Source organism: Arthrobacter sp. B2060, assembly GCF_059090445.1.
Genome location: NZ_JBNHFR010000005.1, coordinates 1 through 16,035, shown reverse-complemented (window position 1 = coordinate 16,035; position 16,035 = coordinate 1). Strand labels below are relative to the sequence as shown.

At 64.9% G+C, this 16,035-nt stretch carries 14 protein-coding genes and 1 pseudogene; 12 read left to right on the top strand and 3 right to left on the bottom strand.

The annotated features are described in order from the left end of the window. Window positions 1-98 precede the first annotated feature (98 nt). Window positions 99-1,556, top strand: a complete 1,458-nt coding sequence (locus tag AC5RUM_RS10540; RefSeq protein WP_494034882.1) for a family 4 glycosyl hydrolase — start codon at window positions 99-101, stop codon at window positions 1,554-1,556. On the opposite strand, the gene AC5RUM_RS10535 is transcribed toward AC5RUM_RS10540, so the two are convergent. Beyond that, window positions 1,553-1,951 (bottom strand): winged helix-turn-helix transcriptional regulator, encoded by a 399-nt coding sequence (locus tag AC5RUM_RS10535; RefSeq protein WP_494034881.1) that lies wholly within the window; start codon window positions 1,949-1,951, stop codon window positions 1,553-1,555. The genes AC5RUM_RS10540 and AC5RUM_RS10535 overlap by 4 nt on opposite strands. Window positions 1,952-2,050: 99 nt before the next feature. On the opposite strand from AC5RUM_RS10535, the gene AC5RUM_RS10530 reads away from it, so the two are divergent. The 10 genes from AC5RUM_RS10530 (at window position 2,051) to AC5RUM_RS10485 (ending at window position 14,509) form a co-directional block, all read left to right on the top strand. After that, entirely contained in the window at window positions 2,051-2,923 is an 873-nt protein-coding gene (locus AC5RUM_RS10530) for an SDR family oxidoreductase (RefSeq protein WP_494034880.1), read from the top strand. Window positions 2,924-3,085: 162 nt separating this feature from the next. Further along, window positions 3,086-4,363 carry a D-inositol-3-phosphate glycosyltransferase gene (gene mshA / locus AC5RUM_RS10525; protein WP_494034879.1) on the top strand — a complete coding sequence of 426 codons (1,278 nt, stop codon included), beginning with the start codon at window positions 3,086-3,088 and terminating at the stop codon, window positions 4,361-4,363. A 46-nt stretch (window positions 4,364-4,409) separates the two neighbouring features. Then, on the top strand, window positions 4,410-6,089 hold the full coding sequence (locus AC5RUM_RS10520) for a formate--tetrahydrofolate ligase (protein WP_494034878.1): 1,680 nt from the start codon (window positions 4,410-4,412) through the stop codon (window positions 6,087-6,089). 52 nt (window positions 6,090-6,141) lie between these two features. Further along, the gene (locus AC5RUM_RS10515) at window positions 6,142-7,233 is read left to right on the top strand and encodes a LacI family DNA-binding transcriptional regulator (RefSeq protein WP_494034877.1); all 1,092 of its coding nucleotides are present in this window, start codon (window positions 6,142-6,144) and stop codon (window positions 7,231-7,233) included. Between the two features lie 175 nt (window positions 7,234-7,408). Beyond that, a complete protein-coding gene (locus AC5RUM_RS10510; RefSeq protein ID WP_494034876.1) occupies window positions 7,409-8,695 on the top strand; it encodes an extracellular solute-binding protein in 1,287 nt (428 codons plus the stop codon). A gap of 38 nt (window positions 8,696-8,733) precedes the next feature. Next, window positions 8,734-9,654: a carbohydrate ABC transporter permease gene (locus tag AC5RUM_RS10505; RefSeq protein ID WP_494035143.1), complete on the top strand. Its 921-nt coding sequence runs from the start codon at window positions 8,734-8,736 to the stop codon at window positions 9,652-9,654. Window positions 9,655-9,665: 11 nt separating this feature from the next. Next, window positions 9,666-10,565 (top strand): carbohydrate ABC transporter permease, encoded by a 900-nt coding sequence (locus tag AC5RUM_RS10500; protein WP_494034875.1) that lies wholly within the window; start codon window positions 9,666-9,668, stop codon window positions 10,563-10,565. Between the two features lie 34 nt (window positions 10,566-10,599). Next, complete coding sequence (locus tag AC5RUM_RS10495) at window positions 10,600-12,579, top strand: discoidin domain-containing protein (protein ID WP_494034874.1); 1,980 nt, start codon at window positions 10,600-10,602, stop codon at window positions 12,577-12,579. 50 nt (window positions 12,580-12,629) lie between these two features. Beyond that, a complete protein-coding gene (locus AC5RUM_RS10490; RefSeq protein ID WP_494034873.1) occupies window positions 12,630-13,394 on the top strand; it encodes a sugar phosphate isomerase/epimerase family protein in 765 nt (254 codons plus the stop codon). Next, window positions 13,391-14,509, top strand: coding sequence for a Gfo/Idh/MocA family protein (locus AC5RUM_RS10485; RefSeq protein WP_494034872.1), 1,119 nt, complete (start codon window positions 13,391-13,393; stop codon window positions 14,507-14,509). The genes AC5RUM_RS10490 and AC5RUM_RS10485 overlap by 4 nt, the downstream gene beginning before the upstream one ends. Window positions 14,510-14,532: 23 nt before the next feature. Here the strand turns inward: AC5RUM_RS10485 and AC5RUM_RS10480 are convergent, their stop codons facing one another. Further along, the gene (locus AC5RUM_RS10480; protein ID WP_494034871.1) at window positions 14,533-15,087 is read right to left on the bottom strand and encodes a DUF2306 domain-containing protein; all 555 of its coding nucleotides are present in this window, start codon (window positions 15,085-15,087) and stop codon (window positions 14,533-14,535) included. 88 nt (window positions 15,088-15,175) lie between these two features. Between AC5RUM_RS10480 and AC5RUM_RS10475 the strand changes: the two genes are divergently transcribed. Then, a complete protein-coding gene (locus AC5RUM_RS10475) occupies window positions 15,176-15,826 on the top strand; it encodes a MerR family transcriptional regulator (protein WP_494034870.1) in 651 nt (216 codons plus the stop codon). A 69-nt stretch (window positions 15,827-15,895) separates the two neighbouring features. Here AC5RUM_RS10475 and AC5RUM_RS10470 read toward each other — a convergent pair. Then, window positions 15,896-16,035 (bottom strand): annotated as a pseudogene (locus AC5RUM_RS10470) (inositol-3-phosphate synthase); the annotation flags it as partial.

The following is a 16,035-nucleotide window of genomic DNA, read 5'->3' as shown; positions in this document are numbered from 1 at the left end:
ATCCGGGGGTACGGGGAGGGCCGGAACCGGCTGCCACACTCTCGGATTCCGGGGGTGGCCGAATTGCGTTGCCCGTGGCTGCGCATAGACTCCATTCCATGCGGCTCATGATCGCCGGCGGCGGCGGATTCCGGGTTCCCCTCGTGTACCGTGCGCTATGCTCCGGCCCTTACGCCGGGCTGGTCCGGGAACTGGTGCTGTTCGACGTCGACCCCGGCCGCCTCGCGGCCATCACCGCGGTGCTGCGCTCCATGCCCACGGCGGGCTCACATCGCTCCGCGGCGGACGGCAGCGCCGCCGTCGGGCATCCCCCCGCTGTCACCGCCACCACGTCGCTCCGCGAGGCCCTCACCGGCACCGAGGTGGTATTCGCGGCCATCAGGCCGGGCGGGACGGCGGGGCGCATAGCCGACGAACGCGTCGCCCAGGACCTGGGGCTGCTCGGCCAGGAAACCACCGGAGCTGGCGGCATCTCGTACGCGCTGCGCTCCATCCCCGCCATGCTGGAGCTCGCGGAATCGATGCGGACGCACTGTCCCGATGCGTGGCTGGTCAACTTCACGAACCCGGCAGGCATGGTCACCGAGGCGCTGCTGCCCGTGCTGGGACGGAAGGTCATCGGTATATGCGACTCCGCCAGCGCCCTCGTCCACCGCGCCGCCCGCGCGGTCGGTGCGCCGCTGCCGCCCGGAAGGCTCGACGGCGTGGGCTACTACGGGCTGAACCACCTCGGCTGGCTGTACCGGCTGGAGTCCGGCGGGCGGGATCTGCTTCCGGACCTGCTCGCGGATGCCGGCGCGCTGGCAGGGTTTGAGGAAGGCCGGCTGTTCCCCCAGCCCTTCCTGCAGGAACGCGGGGTCCTGCCCAACGAATACCTGTTCTACTACTACGAGACCGCCCGGGCAGCCTCGGCCATGCGGGCCATGGATGTCACGCGCGGGGAGTCGATCCACGGCCAGCAAGCGGAGCTGTACCCCAGGCTGGCCGCAGCCGGGGCAGAGGCGTTTGAGCTGTGGGACACCGTTCGCCGGTACCGCGAGGAGGGCTACCTGGCCGAAGCCCGCAGTGCTGACGAGGCACGCGACGCGGAGGACCTTGCCGGCGGCGGCTACGAACAGGTGGCCCTGGCCGTGATGCGGGGTCTCACAGGTCAGGCACCGGATCCCTACGCGGGGTCGGGCGGCACCCAACTCATCCTCAACACGCGGAACACGGCCGTTAGCGGGCAGGCTGCTACTGGGCCGGCTCCTACTGCGCCGGCGATTCCCGGGCTGCCGGCGGAGGCCGTCGTCGAAGTTCCCTGCACGGTGACCGCCGCGGGGGCGGAACCAATCCCCCAGGACCTGCCGGCCGGGCCGCAGCTGGAGCTCATGCAGCGGGTGAAGCGTGTGGAGCTCCTGTCCGTCCGGGCGGCGAGCCATGGCGACCGGCAAGCCGCACTGGAGGCCTTCGCGAAACACCCGCTGGTGGGGTCCGAGCAGCTCGCCGGCCGGCTGCTGGCCGGCTACGAGGAAGCATTCCCGGACCTGGCGAGGCTGTGGCAGGGGTCCGCCTAACCCCCTGCGCCTGCTGCTTTCCCGGACCGCCCGACAATGGAATCAGCGTGCCCCGCGATCCAGGAGACCAGCGGCAGCAGCAGCGCGGCAAGCTCCTGCCCGCTGCCGGTCAGGCTGTAATCGACCCGCGGAGGAATGATCGGCTGTGCGTCGCGGCGGACAAATCCATCGGCTTCGAGGGTCTTCAAGGTCTGGGCCAGCATTTTCTCACTGATCCCTTCAGCGCGCCGGCGCAGTTCGCTCCACCGCTGCGGCCCCTCGGACAGCGCCACCAGGATCAGGACACCCCACTTGCTGGTGACGTGGTCGAGGACGGTTCTGCTGGGACATCCCGCAGGAAAAATCCCGTCCGCGAACGGAAAAACAGGCGCCTTCTCCTGGGTACTTACTTTCATATCAGTACCTTACCTTAAAGTGCGTACTCTCTTTTGGGAAGTAAGCGGCACCTGGTCTGGTTGGCACAGGTGACAGTCATCCACCGTGAAAGGACCACCATGACCCTCGTCATCACCGGCGCCACCGGCCAGCTCGGCCGACTCGTCGTCGAAGCACTCCTTAGCCGCAATGTCCCCGCCGGGCAGATCGTCGCTGGCGGCCGTGATCTCAGCAAGATCGCCGATCTCGCCGAGCGCGGCGTCCAGGTCCGCCGGATCGACTATGACGACGCCGGTTCCCTCCGCGAGGCCTTTACGGGCGCCGAGAAGGTACTGCTGGTATCCGGGAGTGAAGTTGGCCAGCGTCTCCCCCAGCACCGGAATGCGATCGGCGCGGCGAAAGAGGCCGGCGTCAGCCTGATCGCCTACACCAGCGTCGCCAACGCCGACAGCACCGCGATGCAGCTGGCCGCGGAACATCAGGCCACGGAAGAGGCGCTCCGCGATTCCGGAGTCCCCTTCGTTTTGCTCCGCAACGGCTGGTATCTGGAGAATTACACGGATCAGGTCTCCGTTCAGCTCCAGCATGGAGCCGTGCTCGGCAGCGCCCGAGACGGTCGTGTGAGTGCCGCTGCCCGGGCTGATTACGCCCAGGCCGCCGCGGCCGTGCTGCTCAGCGAGGGCCAGGAAGGAAAGGTCTACGAACTCGGGGGCGACGTGGCATTCACCCTGAGTGAGCTGGCCGGCGAAGTCAGCGCGGCCGCCGGCCGGCCGGTGAAGTACCAGGACCTGCCTGCGGAGCAGTACACGCAGGTGCTGGTGGACGCCGGCCTGCCGGAAAACTACGCGGCCATTCTGGCGGACAGCGACCTCGGCATTGCCCGGGGCGACCTGCTCGTGACCAGCGGGGACCTCAGCCGGCTCATCGGCCGGCCCTCCACTCCTATGCGCGACGCCGTGCAGGCTGCCGTGCGAGGCCACCTGGGCGCATGAGCTGTGGCGGCGGGGCTTCGCTCGGAGCCCCGCCGCCCCAGGGCTCCCGTTTCAGCAGATGCAGCTCGACCTTGAGGAGTAGTGTTTTACCGGATGCAGTTCCCGGTTGGGCGCCGCTGTGGCACCGGGAAGGATGCGTTCCCGTAGACCGAGAGGAGAGCCATGACCCTGATCAAGCGGGTGGCCTTCCTGTCCCTGCACACCTCTCCGATGGAGCAGCCCGGTGCCGGTGATGCCGGCGGCATGAACGTCTACATCCGGGGCCTGGCCTCCGCCCTCGCCGAAATCGGCGTGGAAGTGGAGATCTTCACCCGGTCCACGGACGCCCGGCAGCCCGCCGTCGAACATCCGGACCCCGGAGTCTGCGTCCACAACGTCTTCGCCGGTCCACAGCGGAAGCTGCCCAAGGAGGAACTGCCGGAACTGCTCCACAGCATGGTCGCCGAAATCGAGCGGATCCGCGAGCGCCAGCCCCACGGCCGCTACGACATCATTCATTCCCACTACTGGGTGTCCGGGGTGGCCGGCCTGGAACTTTCCGGGCTGTGGAATGTGCCGCTGGTGCACACCATGCACACCATGGCCAAGGTCAAGAACCTCCTGCTGCAGTCCGGCGAAAAGCCCGAGCCGCGCCGGCGCGAAGTGGGCGAGCACCACATCGTGGACGGGGCGACAAGGCTCATCGCCAACACCACCGCGGAAGCCGCCGAACTCGTGTCCCACTACAACGCGGACTTCGACCACATCGACGTCGCTCCCCCAGGCGTCGACCTCTCGGTGTTCACGCCCGCCTTCCGCAGCCGCGCGCGCTCCGAGCGGGGCATCCGGCCCGGCATGTTCCATCTGGTGTTTGCCGGCCGGATCCAGCGTCTCAAGGGTCCGCAGATCCTGGTGAAGGCGGCCGCGCTGCTCCGCGAGCGCCGTCCGGACATCGACCTGAAGCTGACCATTCTGGGCGCACTGAGCGGCGCCAAAGACTTCAACCTGAAGTCGCTGGTCACCGCCGCCGGATTGGACGACGTCGTCACGCACCATCCGCCGGTTGCCCCGGCCGAGCTTGCGGCATGGTTCCGCGCGGCGGACGTTGTGGTGATGCCCTCGTACAGCGAATCCTTCGGTCTTGTGGCCTTGGAGGCCCAGGCCTGCGGCACGCCGGTGGTGGCCACCAGGGTGGGCGGCCTCTCCCGCGCCGTCTTTGACAGCCGCACAGGGCTGCTCGTGGACGGCCACCGTGCCCCCGACTGGGCCGATGCCCTCGAGGCCCTCTACGACGATCCCGCCACGAGGGAGGACATGGGCCGCGCAGCGTCCGTCCATGCGCAGAGCTCCGGCTGGCAGCGCACGGCGACCATTACGCTGGAAAGCTACCATGCCGCAGCCGAAGAATTTTCGGCCGGCCGCACGGTGCCTGCCGGCTATGCCCCGCGGCTCACCGGCTGAGCGCAGCCGGTACGCCCCGGTTTGGCCCCAACGATGAAGGACGACGATGTCTGACAGAACCTTGAGCGACCTCGAGATAGCCCGTAACGCCGTTCTGCGGCCCATCGAGGAGATTGCTGCCGCCGCCGGCATCGATGCCGGGGCAGTGGAACTCTACGGCCGCCACAAGGCGAAGATCGATCCGGCGAAGCTCTCCGCCGGGGCACCATCGGGGAAAGTGGTTCTGGTCTCGGCGATGTCGCCCACGCCGGCGGGCGAAGGAAAATCCACCACGACGGTAGGGCTGGCCGATTCCCTGGCCAAGGCAGGCCACAAGGTGATGATCGCGTTGCGGGAGCCGTCGCTCGGCCCGATCCTGGGCATGAAGGGCGGGGCCACGGGCGGCGGATACTCCCAGGTGATGCCCATGGACGAGATCAACCTGCACTTCACCGGCGATTTCCACGCCGTCACGTCCGCCAATAACGCGCTGATGGCGCTCGTGGACAACCATATCTACCAGGGCAACGAGCTGAACATCGACCCTCGCCGCATGACGTTCAAGCGGGTGCTGGACATGAATGACCGTGCCCTCCGGGAAGTGGTGATCGGGCTTGGCGGCCCCACCCAGGGCATCCCGCGCCAGGACGGCTTCGACATCACCGTGGCTTCGGAGATCATGGCGGTGTTCTGCCTCGCCGCGGACGTGGCAGATCTGCGCGATCGGCTGGGCCGCATCACCTTCGGGTACACCTACGACCGAAGCCCTGTCACAGTGGCGGACCTGGGGGTACAGGGGGCACTGACCCTGCTGCTGAAGGACGCCATCAGGCCCAACCTGGTGCAGACCATCGCGGGGACTCCGGCGCTGGTCCATGGTGGCCCGTTCGCCAATATCGCGCACGGCTGCAATTCGCTCATAGCTACGCAGACCGCGCGCAGGCTTGCTGACATTGTGGTGACGGAGGCGGGTTTCGGCGCGGATCTGGGTGCGGAGAAGTTTATGGATATCAAGGCCCGGGTAGCGGACGTGTCGCCCTCCGCCGTGGTGGTGGTGGCCACGGTGCGGGCCCTCAAGATGCACGGCGGGATTGCCAAGGACCAGCTCAAGGAGCCGAACGTGGAGGCCCTGGCAGCCGGCGTGGCCAACCTGCGCCGGCACGTCCGGAATGTTGAGAAGTTCGGCGTCACCCCCGTGGTGGCGATCAACAAGTTCGCCACTGACACGCAGGAGGAGCTCGACTGGCTCCTCGACTGGTGCGCCGGCGAAGGCATCCAGGCGGCGGTGGCGGATGTGTGGGGGCGCGGCGGCGGGGGCGACGGCGGCGATGATCTGGCGGCCAAGGTTGCGGCAGCGGTGGCCGGGCCCGGCTCGTTCCGGCACCTGTATCCGCTGGAGCTGTCTGTGGAGGACAAGATCCGGACGATTGCGCAGGAAATCTACGGCGCGGACGGCGTGGACTTCTCCGTGCCGGCGCTGAGGCGGCTTGCGGACATTGAGAAGAACGGCTGGGCGGGGCTGCCGGTCTGCATGGCCAAGACCCAGTACTCCTTCACGGACGATGCCTCCCGGCTGGGCGCGCCGAAGGGCTTCACCATCCACGTGCGCGACCTCATTCCCAAGACCGGCGCCGGCTTCATTGTGGCCCTGACCGGTGCCGTGATGACCATGCCGGGCCTGCCGGCCGTTCCGGCCGCCATGCGGATGGACGTGGGCGACGACGGCAACCCGGTGGGCCTCTTCTGATACTCCGCCTTTCACCTCCTATTGTTAAGCGCATAAGCTTTCATGGAGGGGAGTGATCGCAGTGGTCAAGAGTCCGACGGTTTATGACGTTGCGGAGCGGGCAGGGGTTTCTATCGCGACGGTCTCCTTTGCGTTCAGTCAGCCTCACCGCGTCAAGGAATCGACGAGGAACTCAGTCCTGGATGCTGCGCGCGCGCTCGGATACGTGCCCAGCGCCAGCGCGCGCGGCCTTGCCAAGGGCCGGACCGGCGCCCTTGGGCTCTTTTCGTTCGACTTCCTGAATTTTCTGCCTGACGCCGAGGGCACGAAGAAGGACCGCGCCGCCGCCGTCGTGGCGCCCAATGACGATTGCCGGCTGTTCCCCGTTTGGGTTGACGAGGTTCAGCGGGGTGTCGAGCTGGAGAGCTTCAGCCGGGGCTATGCGCTGATGATCGGCGGGGGAAACAAAGCCAGCAGCGAAAGGGCCGTGACTGATATTGCCGGCCGTGTCGACGGCCTGATCATTTTTCCGCGCACGATTCCTGCAGAAGTAACGCGGCGCATCTCTGCCCGCATTCCCGTTCTTGAACTCTCTGATCCCGCTGGGGAAGACAGGCTCCACCACGTGACGGTGGATAACGCGTCCGGTATGCAGCAACTCATGGAGCACTTGATCGGCTTTCACGGGTTCCGGAAGTTGATGTTTGTCAGCATCCCGAACGTCGAGACGGAAGCCAGGTACAACGCCTTCGCCGCGGCCCTGTCCGCTCATGGACTGGAAGTTCTTCCCGCTTTGGAAAGCCGGCCGGGCGCCAGCGCTGTGACTGCCGCCCTGATCGCAGATCTCCTGGACGCCGGTACCCTCCCGGACTGCTTCGTCTGCGCCAATGACGAGGAAGCCTTGGTGGTCATGGAGACACTCAAGGCCGCCGGGATCCCGATCCCGGGCCAGGTAGCTATCACCGGGTTCGACGGCGTAGTCGCGGGCCGCCTGGTCCGTCCCACGCTGACCTCGGTTCGCCAGCCGATGGAACTGATGGGGCGCACTGCAGTGGAAATCCTCGTCGAGGCCATCATCAACCCCGTCGCCGCCCCTGTGACGAAACAGCTGCCGGTGCAGCTTGTGGTGCGCGAAAGCTGCGGTTGCCGCCCCGACCGGCCCTAGACGGAACCTACACACTTCATCGGCACAAACTGTTGCCAATGTCACAGTAATGCGCTTAGATTAAGCCATCCGATCTAAGCGCATTGAGAATTCTTTACCCCTCTATCTAAGCGCATATATCAGCGAGCTTGTCTCGATAATCGGCGCCCGGGGCGTCTGACCGAAGGGAACAAAGATGATCCAAACCCCTATGGACACACGTGTCCGTTTCAGGAAGATCGCGGCGCTTGGGCTTGCTGCCGGGCTGCTGCTGACCGGCTGCGGACGCGACAATGCGGCTTCCAGCGGCACGGAGACCGGTAAGGCGATCGCGGGCGGAGCCGCCACGGGAACGATCAATCTCTGGGCCCAGGGCGGAGAAGCGGCCTTGCTTCCAGAGTTCGTGAAGGATTTTGAGGCTGAGAATCCTGGGGTGAAGGTCAATGTCACGGCCATCCCGTGGGAGGCCGCGCCCAACAAGTACCAGGCAGCCATTGCCGGGGGCACCACACCGGATATCGCCCAGATGGGCACGACGATGATGACTGACTTCGGTGACGCCTTCGATCCGAAGCCGGCCGAGATCGACACGTCCGGGTTCCTGCCGAGCTCGGTGAAATCGACAGAGGTCGCCGGTACCGCCGTGGGTGTCCCGTGGTATGTCGACACCCGAGTTTTCTTTTTCCGCAAGGACTTGGCGAAGCAGGCAGGTCACGCCGAATTCCCCACAACCTGGGAGGGCCTGAGGGACATGGCCAAAGCCCTGAAAGCCCAACCGGGCGTGGAATACCCCTTCCAGCTGCCGGTTGTGGACTTCCAAGGCATGCTTCCCTTCCTTTGGTCCAATGGAGCTGAATTCATCACCAAAGACAACTCCAAGTGGACCTTCGACACCCCTGAAATCGTCGAAGCGCTGAAGTACTACCAGAGCTTCTTCGCTGACGGGCTGGCCAACAAGAACCCCGCGACCGGGGCCGGCGCCGGTGAAGCGGCCTTTGTGAACGGCACCGCTCCGGTGCTGATCGGCGGTCCGGGCCTTCTAGGGCAACTCAACAAGGCCGGCGGCCCCGGTTTCGAGGACGAGTACATGGTGGCGAAGATTCCCACGAAGGTCACCGGAACGTCCTTCATCGGCGGATCGAACCTGACGGTTTTCAAGGACGCGAAAAACCGGGACGGCGCCTGGAAGCTGGCGCAGTGGTTTTCCAAGCCCGAGGTGCAGGCCAAATGGTACAAGGTCTCGGGAAGCCTGCCCGCAGTTGAGTCCACCTGGAAGGACCCCGTACTGGCCAGTGACAAGAAACTCGCAGTGTTCGGTGAGCAATTGCAGGACACCAACTTCCCGCCCACGATCCCCACCTGGATTGAGGTCGCCGGCGAAGCGGGCAGTCAACTGGAAAAGATCGTCAAGGCCGGCAAGGACCCCGCAGCAGCGATGAAAGAGTTGCAGGCGACCGCGGACAAAATCGGGACCGGCAAGTAATCATGGTCACCACTGAAACAAGACGGGCAGACAGCCATATGGCTGTCCGCCCGCCCAGTGCCCCCGACCGTCGCGGCCCGGCTGCCAAACGCCGTCGCCAATCGCTCGTTGCCTGGCTGTTCGCCTTGCCGTTCGTCCTCATTTTCGGCTTCTTCATGCTGGTCCCGCTGATTTCTTCGTTCGTGATGTCGTTCACCGACTTCACCAGCAAGGATGTCCGCAATCCGCTCGCCGTAGGATTTGTCGGCCTGGACCAGTTCGCCGAGCTCTTCGCCAACCCGCAGTTCCTTCGCTCAATGCTCAACACGGCGTATTTCGTCGTCGTCGGGATCCCGTTGACGATGGCCGTCGGCCTGGCTCTGGCAGTAGCGCTGAACAATGGCATCACCCGGTTCCGAAGCGCCTTCAGGGTCGGCTTCTACACACCCGTGGTGACCAGCATCGTCGCCGTCGCCGTCGTATGGAGGTTCATCCTGCAACCGGACGGCCTGCTGAACCTCATCCTGGGCTGGGTCGGTATCGCCGGACCGGACTGGCTGAACAGCACCGAATGGTCGATGCCCGCCATGATCCTGATGGCTGTCTGGCGCAACATGGGCACCCTGATGATCATCTTCCTGGCCGGACTGCAGAACGTCCCGACCGAGATCCTGGAAGCGGCCCAGGTTGACGGCGCGAACGCCTGGCAAAGGTTCGTCCGGGTCACCCTGCCCATCCTCCGCCCCACCCTGCTGCTGGGCGCGGTCCTGCTTTCCGTGGGTTTTCTTCAGTTCTTCGAAGAACCATTCGTGATGACCAAGGGCGGACCCCTGGACTCCACCCTCTCAGTCAGCTACTTCACCTTCAACCAGTTCGGATACGGAAAGTATGGCCTGGCCTCGGCCGCCAGCTACGTGCTGTTCGTGGTCATCGCGCTGCTGAGCCTGATCCAATTCCGTTCCCTCCGCTCCAAAGACTGAAGCGAGAAGCAATGACCGATACAAAAACCGCTCCCGCAGCGCCGCCTAGCGCTACCGCCCAAAGTACTGTCACACACCGCGGAAAACCCTCCACAAGGTTCGGAAAACAAGGCTGGGTGTATGGCGCGCTGATAGTGGCCGGAGCCGCGACAATTCTGCCCTTTGTCTGGATGCTGCTGGGATCCTTCAAAACCCAGGGGGAGCTCCTGCGCCGGCCGGTCACCTGGTGGCCGCAGGACCCCACCCTGGATAACTACCTGCGCTGGTTCACCGAACTGCACATCGACCGCTTCTTCATGAACAGCCTCATCGTTGCCATCGTCACAGTCCTGGGGAACCTGCTGTTCTGTTCCATGGTCGGCTATGCGCTGGCGAAGATGGACTTCGCCGGAAAGAAGGTCCTGTTCCTGCTGGTCATGGTGACCCTCATGGTTCCCGGCGTGGTGACGTTCGTGCCCCTGTTTGTCATGGTCAGCAAGCTGGGCCTGGTCAATACCTACCCGGCGCTGATCCTGCCCTTCCTGGTCTCCCCCCTGGGCGTCTTCCTGATGAGGCAATTCATGATGGGCATTCCGGACTCCCTCATCGAAGCAGCCAGAATCGATGGTGCAGGCGAACTGCGAACCTTCATGCGGATCGTCATGCCCTTGTGCGGGCCCCCGCTGGCAACGCTCGGGATCCTGACCTTCCTCGGTTCCTGGAACAGCTTCCTCTGGCCACTCGTGGCCGCCCAAAGCGAGGACAAATACACGCTGCCCGTCGCGCTTTCCCTGTTCTCAACCGGGGAGACGGCAACAGACTACGGCCTGCTGCTGGCAGGTGCCGTGCTGGTCATCGCCCCCATCGTGGCCCTGTTCATCTGCCTGCAACGGTTCTTCATCCAGGGCGTAGCCGCAACCGGGATCAAATAAGCAGTCCACCGCACCCCATCTAAGGAAGCAACTTATGACCATCCCCGCTGAATCTTGCAGCCGAACCTCCCGACGGTACGCCACCGCCCTGGCGAAATTTCGAAGTCGCTCCGTGGCGGCCGTCGCCGCTACGGCGATCCTGGCAGCGTCATCCGCCGGCAGCCCCGCCATGGCGAAGGAGGAGTCGCCGCAGGCGCGCGTGTGGCTCACGACAGTGGACCAGTCGCAGCTTCTCGCCGAGCAGGCGCCGGTAGCGTTCGGAGCCGCTGCCTCGTCGCATCCGACAATCGTGATCGATCCGGAAACGACCTACCAGACCATGGACGGCTTCGGTGCCTCCATTACAGACTCCTCGGCCGCCGTGCTCTCCGCCCTCAGCCCGGCCGAGCGGGACGCGACCATGCGCAAGCTGTTCGACCCAGAAACTGGGATCGGCGTCAGTTTCCTGCGCCAGCCCATGGGCTCCTCCGACTTCACTGCGGCAGCCGAGCATTACACCTACGACGACGTGCCTCTGGGCGAAACAGACTTCCCGATGCAGAAGTTCAGCATCGAACACGACGAGGCGCAGATCCTGCCCCTGTTGCGCCAGGCGAAAGAACTCAACCCCGCGCTCAAGATCGTCGCCACGCCATGGAGTCCCCCGGCCTGGATGAAGACCGGCGAGTCCCTCAACGGCGGCAGTCTCAAGGCCGGCCAGGCCTACGCGGATGCTTACGCCAATTACCTCACCACATTCGTGAGGGCATACACGGCCGCGGGTGTGCCGATCGACTATCTCACCGTGCAGAACGAACCACAGTTCCGGAAGCCGGATGGCTACCCGGGCACCGACATGCCCGTCGCCGACGAGGCCAGAGTGATCTCAGCCCTCGGGCCCATGCTCAAGCGTGAGAGCCCGGGCACGAAGATACTCGGCTATGACCACAATTGGGCGACGCACCCGGATGACATCGCGAAGACACCCGTCGGCCAGGACCCCGAAACCGACTACGCCGCGAAGTTGCTGTCAAGCAAGGCATCGAAATGGATCGCCGGCACCGCCTTCCACTGCTACTACGGCGACCCCAGCGCGCAGACGGCGCTGCACAACCAGTTCCCCAACAAAGACATCTGGTTCACCGAATGCTCCGGTTCGCACGGGATCGATGACGCGCCCGCGAAATTCTTCCGCGACACGCTCACCTGGCACGCCCGCAACATCACCATGGGCGTCACCCGCAACTGGTCAAAGACGGCGGTGAACTGGAACATTGCCCTCGACGAAAACGGCGGGCCTCGTCTCGGTGGGTGCGGTACCTGTACTGGCCTGGTCACAACACATCCCGACGGCACCGTGAGCACGAACGCAGAGTATTACACCATCGGTCACCTGTCGAAGTTCGTGAAGCCCGGTGCCGTGCGCATCGCCAGTACCTCCTTTGGCACAGCAGGGTGGAATGGCCAGATCATGGACGTCGCATTCCGAAACCCCGACGGCTCCACCGCCCTCGTCGTGCACAACGAAAATGACGAACCACGCTCGTTCGCCGTATCGGTCGGCTCACGGACATTCGAGTACACCCTGCCCGGTGGTGCACTGGCCACCTTCACGTGGCCGGATTCTGACGCACTCGACGACGACCTCGCACCGGTAGACCTCACCGGCGCGACGGCGAGCGCCACCAGCACGGCGACCGACGCACCGCTCGCCATCGACGCGGACGCCTCCACCCGCTGGTCAAGCGGCCAGGCGCAATCACCAGGCCAGAACGTCACCCTCGACCTGGGACAAGCCAGGAAGTTCAGCCGTGTTGCTGTGGACTCCGGCGGCAACCTCGGGGACTACGCCCGCAACTGGCAGCTTGAGACCTCCACCGACGGCACAAACTGGACGGTCCGTGCCAGCGGCACGGGCACCGCGCAGCTCACGAACATCGACGTGGCAAGCACAAATGCCCGCTATCTGCGTATCTCCTCCACGGGCACCGCCGGCAACTGGTGGAGCATCGCCGACGTGCGCCTGTACCGCTGAGCCAGGAATCACCCGTCTCTGCCCACCACAGCCAACTTCCAAGGAAACGCATGTCATATTCAATTCAGCTGTTCACCCTCCGCAACGCCATGCAGGACGACCTTCCGGGCACTATCCGCAAAGTCGCTGGGATCGGCTTCACCCAAGTGGAGCCCTACGACTTCGTGGCCACAGCCAAGGAGCTTGGCGCCGCTCTTGCTGAGAACGGTCTGTCGGCACCTTCAGGCCACGCACCGCTGATGAGTCAAGATCAGGACGGGATCTTTGCGGCTGCCAAGGAATTGGGCATCAGCACGGTGATTGACCCCTTCCTGCCGGCAGAGCATTGGCAAAAGGCCGAGGACATCCAGGCCACGGCCGAAAAGCTTAATGCCGCGGCGAAGAAGGGCGCCGCGTACGGCATCCGCGTGGGGTACCACAATCACGAGTGGGAACTGGAGTCGATGATCGAGGGCCAGACCGCACTCGAGTACTTCGCCGGGCTGCTGGACGCGGAGGTTGTCCTAGAGGTGGACATCTACTGGGCAGCAGTCGGAGGCCAGGACCCCGAAGCTCTCCTCCAGCGCCTCGGTGACCGGGTGAAGTTCATCCACATCAAGGACGGCCCGGTGACTGCCGACATCAAAGCCCAGCTGCCCGCAGGGCAGGGCAGGATCGCCGTCCTGGACGTCATTGCGGCGGCCAAGTCCATCGAGGTCGGTGTCATTGAGTTCGACGACTACTCCGGGGATATCTTCGAGGGCATCACGCAAAGCCTCCGCTTTCTGGAGAAGGCAGCAGTGAGTGCAGCAGCGAACGCGGGGGCTCGAGCATGAGCGGCGTCGGCACCGGCAGCGGGCCGGTCGGCGTCGCCGTGATCGGCGCCGGTAACATCAGCAAGCAGTACCTGGACAACCTCATGGTCTTCCCTGACCTGAAAGTCCACATTATTGCTGATCTGTTCGAAGAAGCCGCGCAAGCACGCGCAAAGGAGTACGTCATTCCGGAGTTCGGCGGGGTTGAAGCGGCACTGAACCATCCCGACGTCGAAATCATCGTGAACCTGACCATCCCGGCCGCCCACGTGGAAGTGGCCACCGCCGCGGTCCGTGCCGGCAAGCACGTCTGGACGGAGAAGCCCTTCTCGCTGGACCGCGAGTCAGGGCTTGGCTTGCTGAAGGCTGCCGACGCTGCGGACATCCGGCTCGGCTGCGCCCCTGACACGTTCCTGGGTGCCGGGCTGCAGACCGCACGGCGGCTCATCGAACGCGGCGACATCGGCACGCCGCTGACGGCGATGACCACCTTCCAGACGCCGGGGCCCGAATCATGGCATCCAAACCCGGCGTTCCTGTTCCAATACGGCGCCGGCCCGCTGTTCGACATGGGGCCGTACTACCTCACCGCCCTGGTCCAGACGTTCGGGGCCATCCGGAAAGTCGCCGCCGTCGGGTCCAAAGCCAAGGAAGTCCGCGTCATCGGGTCCGGGCCCAGGGCCGGCGAGGAATTCACCGTCCACGTTCCCACGCACGTCTCCGCCATGGCACACTTCGACAGCGGGGCATCCTCCCACAGTGTCTTCAGCTTCGAATCCCCCCGAGAACGGGTGGGCTTTGTGGAGATCACCGGGACAGAGGCCACCATCTCGCTGCCGGATCCTAACGAATTCACCGGGGAGATCCGTCTCTGGCAAGCCGGGGACGATGACTGGACCACGGTTCCGGCCACCGGCCCTGCCAACGGCCGCGGCATGGGTGTCCTGGACATGGCCAGGTCCCTTAGGGCCGGCGTCCCGCACCGCGCTAGCGGCGACCTGGCGTACCACGTCCTCGACACCATGGTCTCAATCACGGAATCCATCGACTCGGGCACGTTCATAGACGTAGAAAGCTCCGCGCCGAACTCCCCTGCACTCCCAGAGGACTGGGAACCCTCAGCCGAAACGCTGTAGGACACCCCGCCATGACTTCCCTGTCAGCCGGCCAAAACTGAGGGAGCGTCCCTGCCGGGCTCAGTTGTGTTTGAACCGGCCGCCGGCCCCGTTGGGTTCCCCCGCTTCCTTGCCGGAGAACCAGACCGGCCGCCGAGCTTCAGGGAGGCGAAGATGACGGCGACGCTGAGGACAACGACTCCGGCAACGTAAAGGGCGGTGGGCGCGTCATCGGCCAGGAGACGGGGAATGGCCCGGCCCGGCACTGCGACGGCGAAGACAAACGCCACGGCAATGCCCACGTAGCTGCCCACCATGTTCCCGAGGTGGGCAGGGATGTTGCCACGGATGGCGCTGACCAGTCCCAGGGTGACCGTTACCAGAGTGAAGGCGGACAGCCCGTGCAGCCAGGTGAAGTGTCCTTCGGTGACGATCCAGAAGCTGCTGGCACAGACGTAGTACATGGCAGCAACCCAGAGGTATCCCATGCTGCGGTGGATCCGGTCGCGGCGCCGCCGGAATATTTGCAGCGGCCCGATCGCAAGCACAAAAAGCGCGGCGATCACGTGACTGGCAAGCAGTGCGTTCCAGGACTCCATAGCTTAGGATAGGAGCACTATCCAACGCTTGTACATCAAGATAGTGGGCGCTGGTTTTGCTATCCAACCGGCAGGACGGGGAGGCAGGGTGCAGCTGAAGGAGCTAAGCGAGCGTGCCGGGGTTTCCGCGGCGACCATTAAGTTCTATCTCCGCGAGGGACTGCTACCCGCCGGCGAGTCGGTTCACGCCACGCGGGCAAGGTACTCCCCTCAGCATGTCAGTCGCCTAAGGCTGATCCAGGCCCTGCGGGCAGTGGTGGGGCTCAACATCGAACAGATCCGAACGCTGGTGAAACTGGCCGACGACGGCGCGCCCCGCCTTGAGCTTCTTGCTGCGGTGCAGCGCACGGTACTGGGGCTTACCCCGGTGAGCACCGGGCACGGCGACATCCCCACCCGTGCAGGTGACGCCGTCGTACGCCTGCGAAACTGGCCGGACGCGCCCAGCGACGCCAGAGCGGCACTGGACGCGCATGTCTCGCAGATGGAGAGCCTCGGCGTGCCGGTGACCACCGAACTATTGGATGCCTACAGCAAGGCGCTGGATTCGATCGCCGACCGGGACATTAATGCGACCGCGGCGCCGGAGGACACGAACGAGCTGATCCTGACGGCCGCCGTCGGCATGCACCTGCATAGTCAGCTGGTGCTCAAACTTCTTGCCTTGGCGCAGGCGAGCCACGCCATTGGGCGCTACAGGAAGGACGCCATAAAGCACGACGCTCCCCCACCCGTGTGAACTGGTCACGTGAGGTGAGGGAGCGTCGGGCCAAGCCCTGCAGGAAGTGAGGGAGGGTCGGAAAGCGGGTTAGCGCTCGATGTCGCCGCGGATGAAGGCCTCGACCTTCTCGCGGGCGAGGTCGTCGTTGAACTGCTCCGGCGGGGACTTCATGAAGTAGCTCGAGGCCGAGAGCAGCGGCCCGCCGATGCCGCGGTCCAGACCGATCT

Coding starts and splice junctions, on each gene's coding strand:
- AC5RUM_RS10540 (WP_494034882.1), top strand. CDS start 99: ATGCGGCTCATGATCGCCGGCGGCGGCGGATTCCGGGTTCCCCTCGTG.
- AC5RUM_RS10535 (WP_494034881.1), bottom strand. CDS start 1,951: ATGAAAGTAAGTACCCAGGAGAAGGCGCCTGTTTTTCCGTTCGCGGAC.
- AC5RUM_RS10530 (WP_494034880.1), top strand. CDS start 2,051: ATGACCCTCGTCATCACCGGCGCCACCGGCCAGCTCGGCCGACTCGTC.
- mshA (WP_494034879.1), top strand. CDS start 3,086: ATGACCCTGATCAAGCGGGTGGCCTTCCTGTCCCTGCACACCTCTCCG.
- AC5RUM_RS10520 (WP_494034878.1), top strand. CDS start 4,410: ATGTCTGACAGAACCTTGAGCGACCTCGAGATAGCCCGTAACGCCGTT.
- AC5RUM_RS10510 (WP_494034876.1), top strand. CDS start 7,409: ATGATCCAAACCCCTATGGACACACGTGTCCGTTTCAGGAAGATCGCG.
- AC5RUM_RS10505 (WP_494035143.1), top strand. CDS start 8,734: ATGGCTGTCCGCCCGCCCAGTGCCCCCGACCGTCGCGGCCCGGCTGCC.
- AC5RUM_RS10500 (WP_494034875.1), top strand. CDS start 9,666: ATGACCGATACAAAAACCGCTCCCGCAGCGCCGCCTAGCGCTACCGCC.
- AC5RUM_RS10495 (WP_494034874.1), top strand. CDS start 10,600: ATGACCATCCCCGCTGAATCTTGCAGCCGAACCTCCCGACGGTACGCC.
- AC5RUM_RS10490 (WP_494034873.1), top strand. CDS start 12,630: ATGTCATATTCAATTCAGCTGTTCACCCTCCGCAACGCCATGCAGGAC.
- AC5RUM_RS10485 (WP_494034872.1), top strand. CDS start 13,391: ATGAGCGGCGTCGGCACCGGCAGCGGGCCGGTCGGCGTCGCCGTGATC.
- AC5RUM_RS10480 (WP_494034871.1), bottom strand. CDS start 15,087: ATGGAGTCCTGGAACGCACTGCTTGCCAGTCACGTGATCGCCGCGCTT.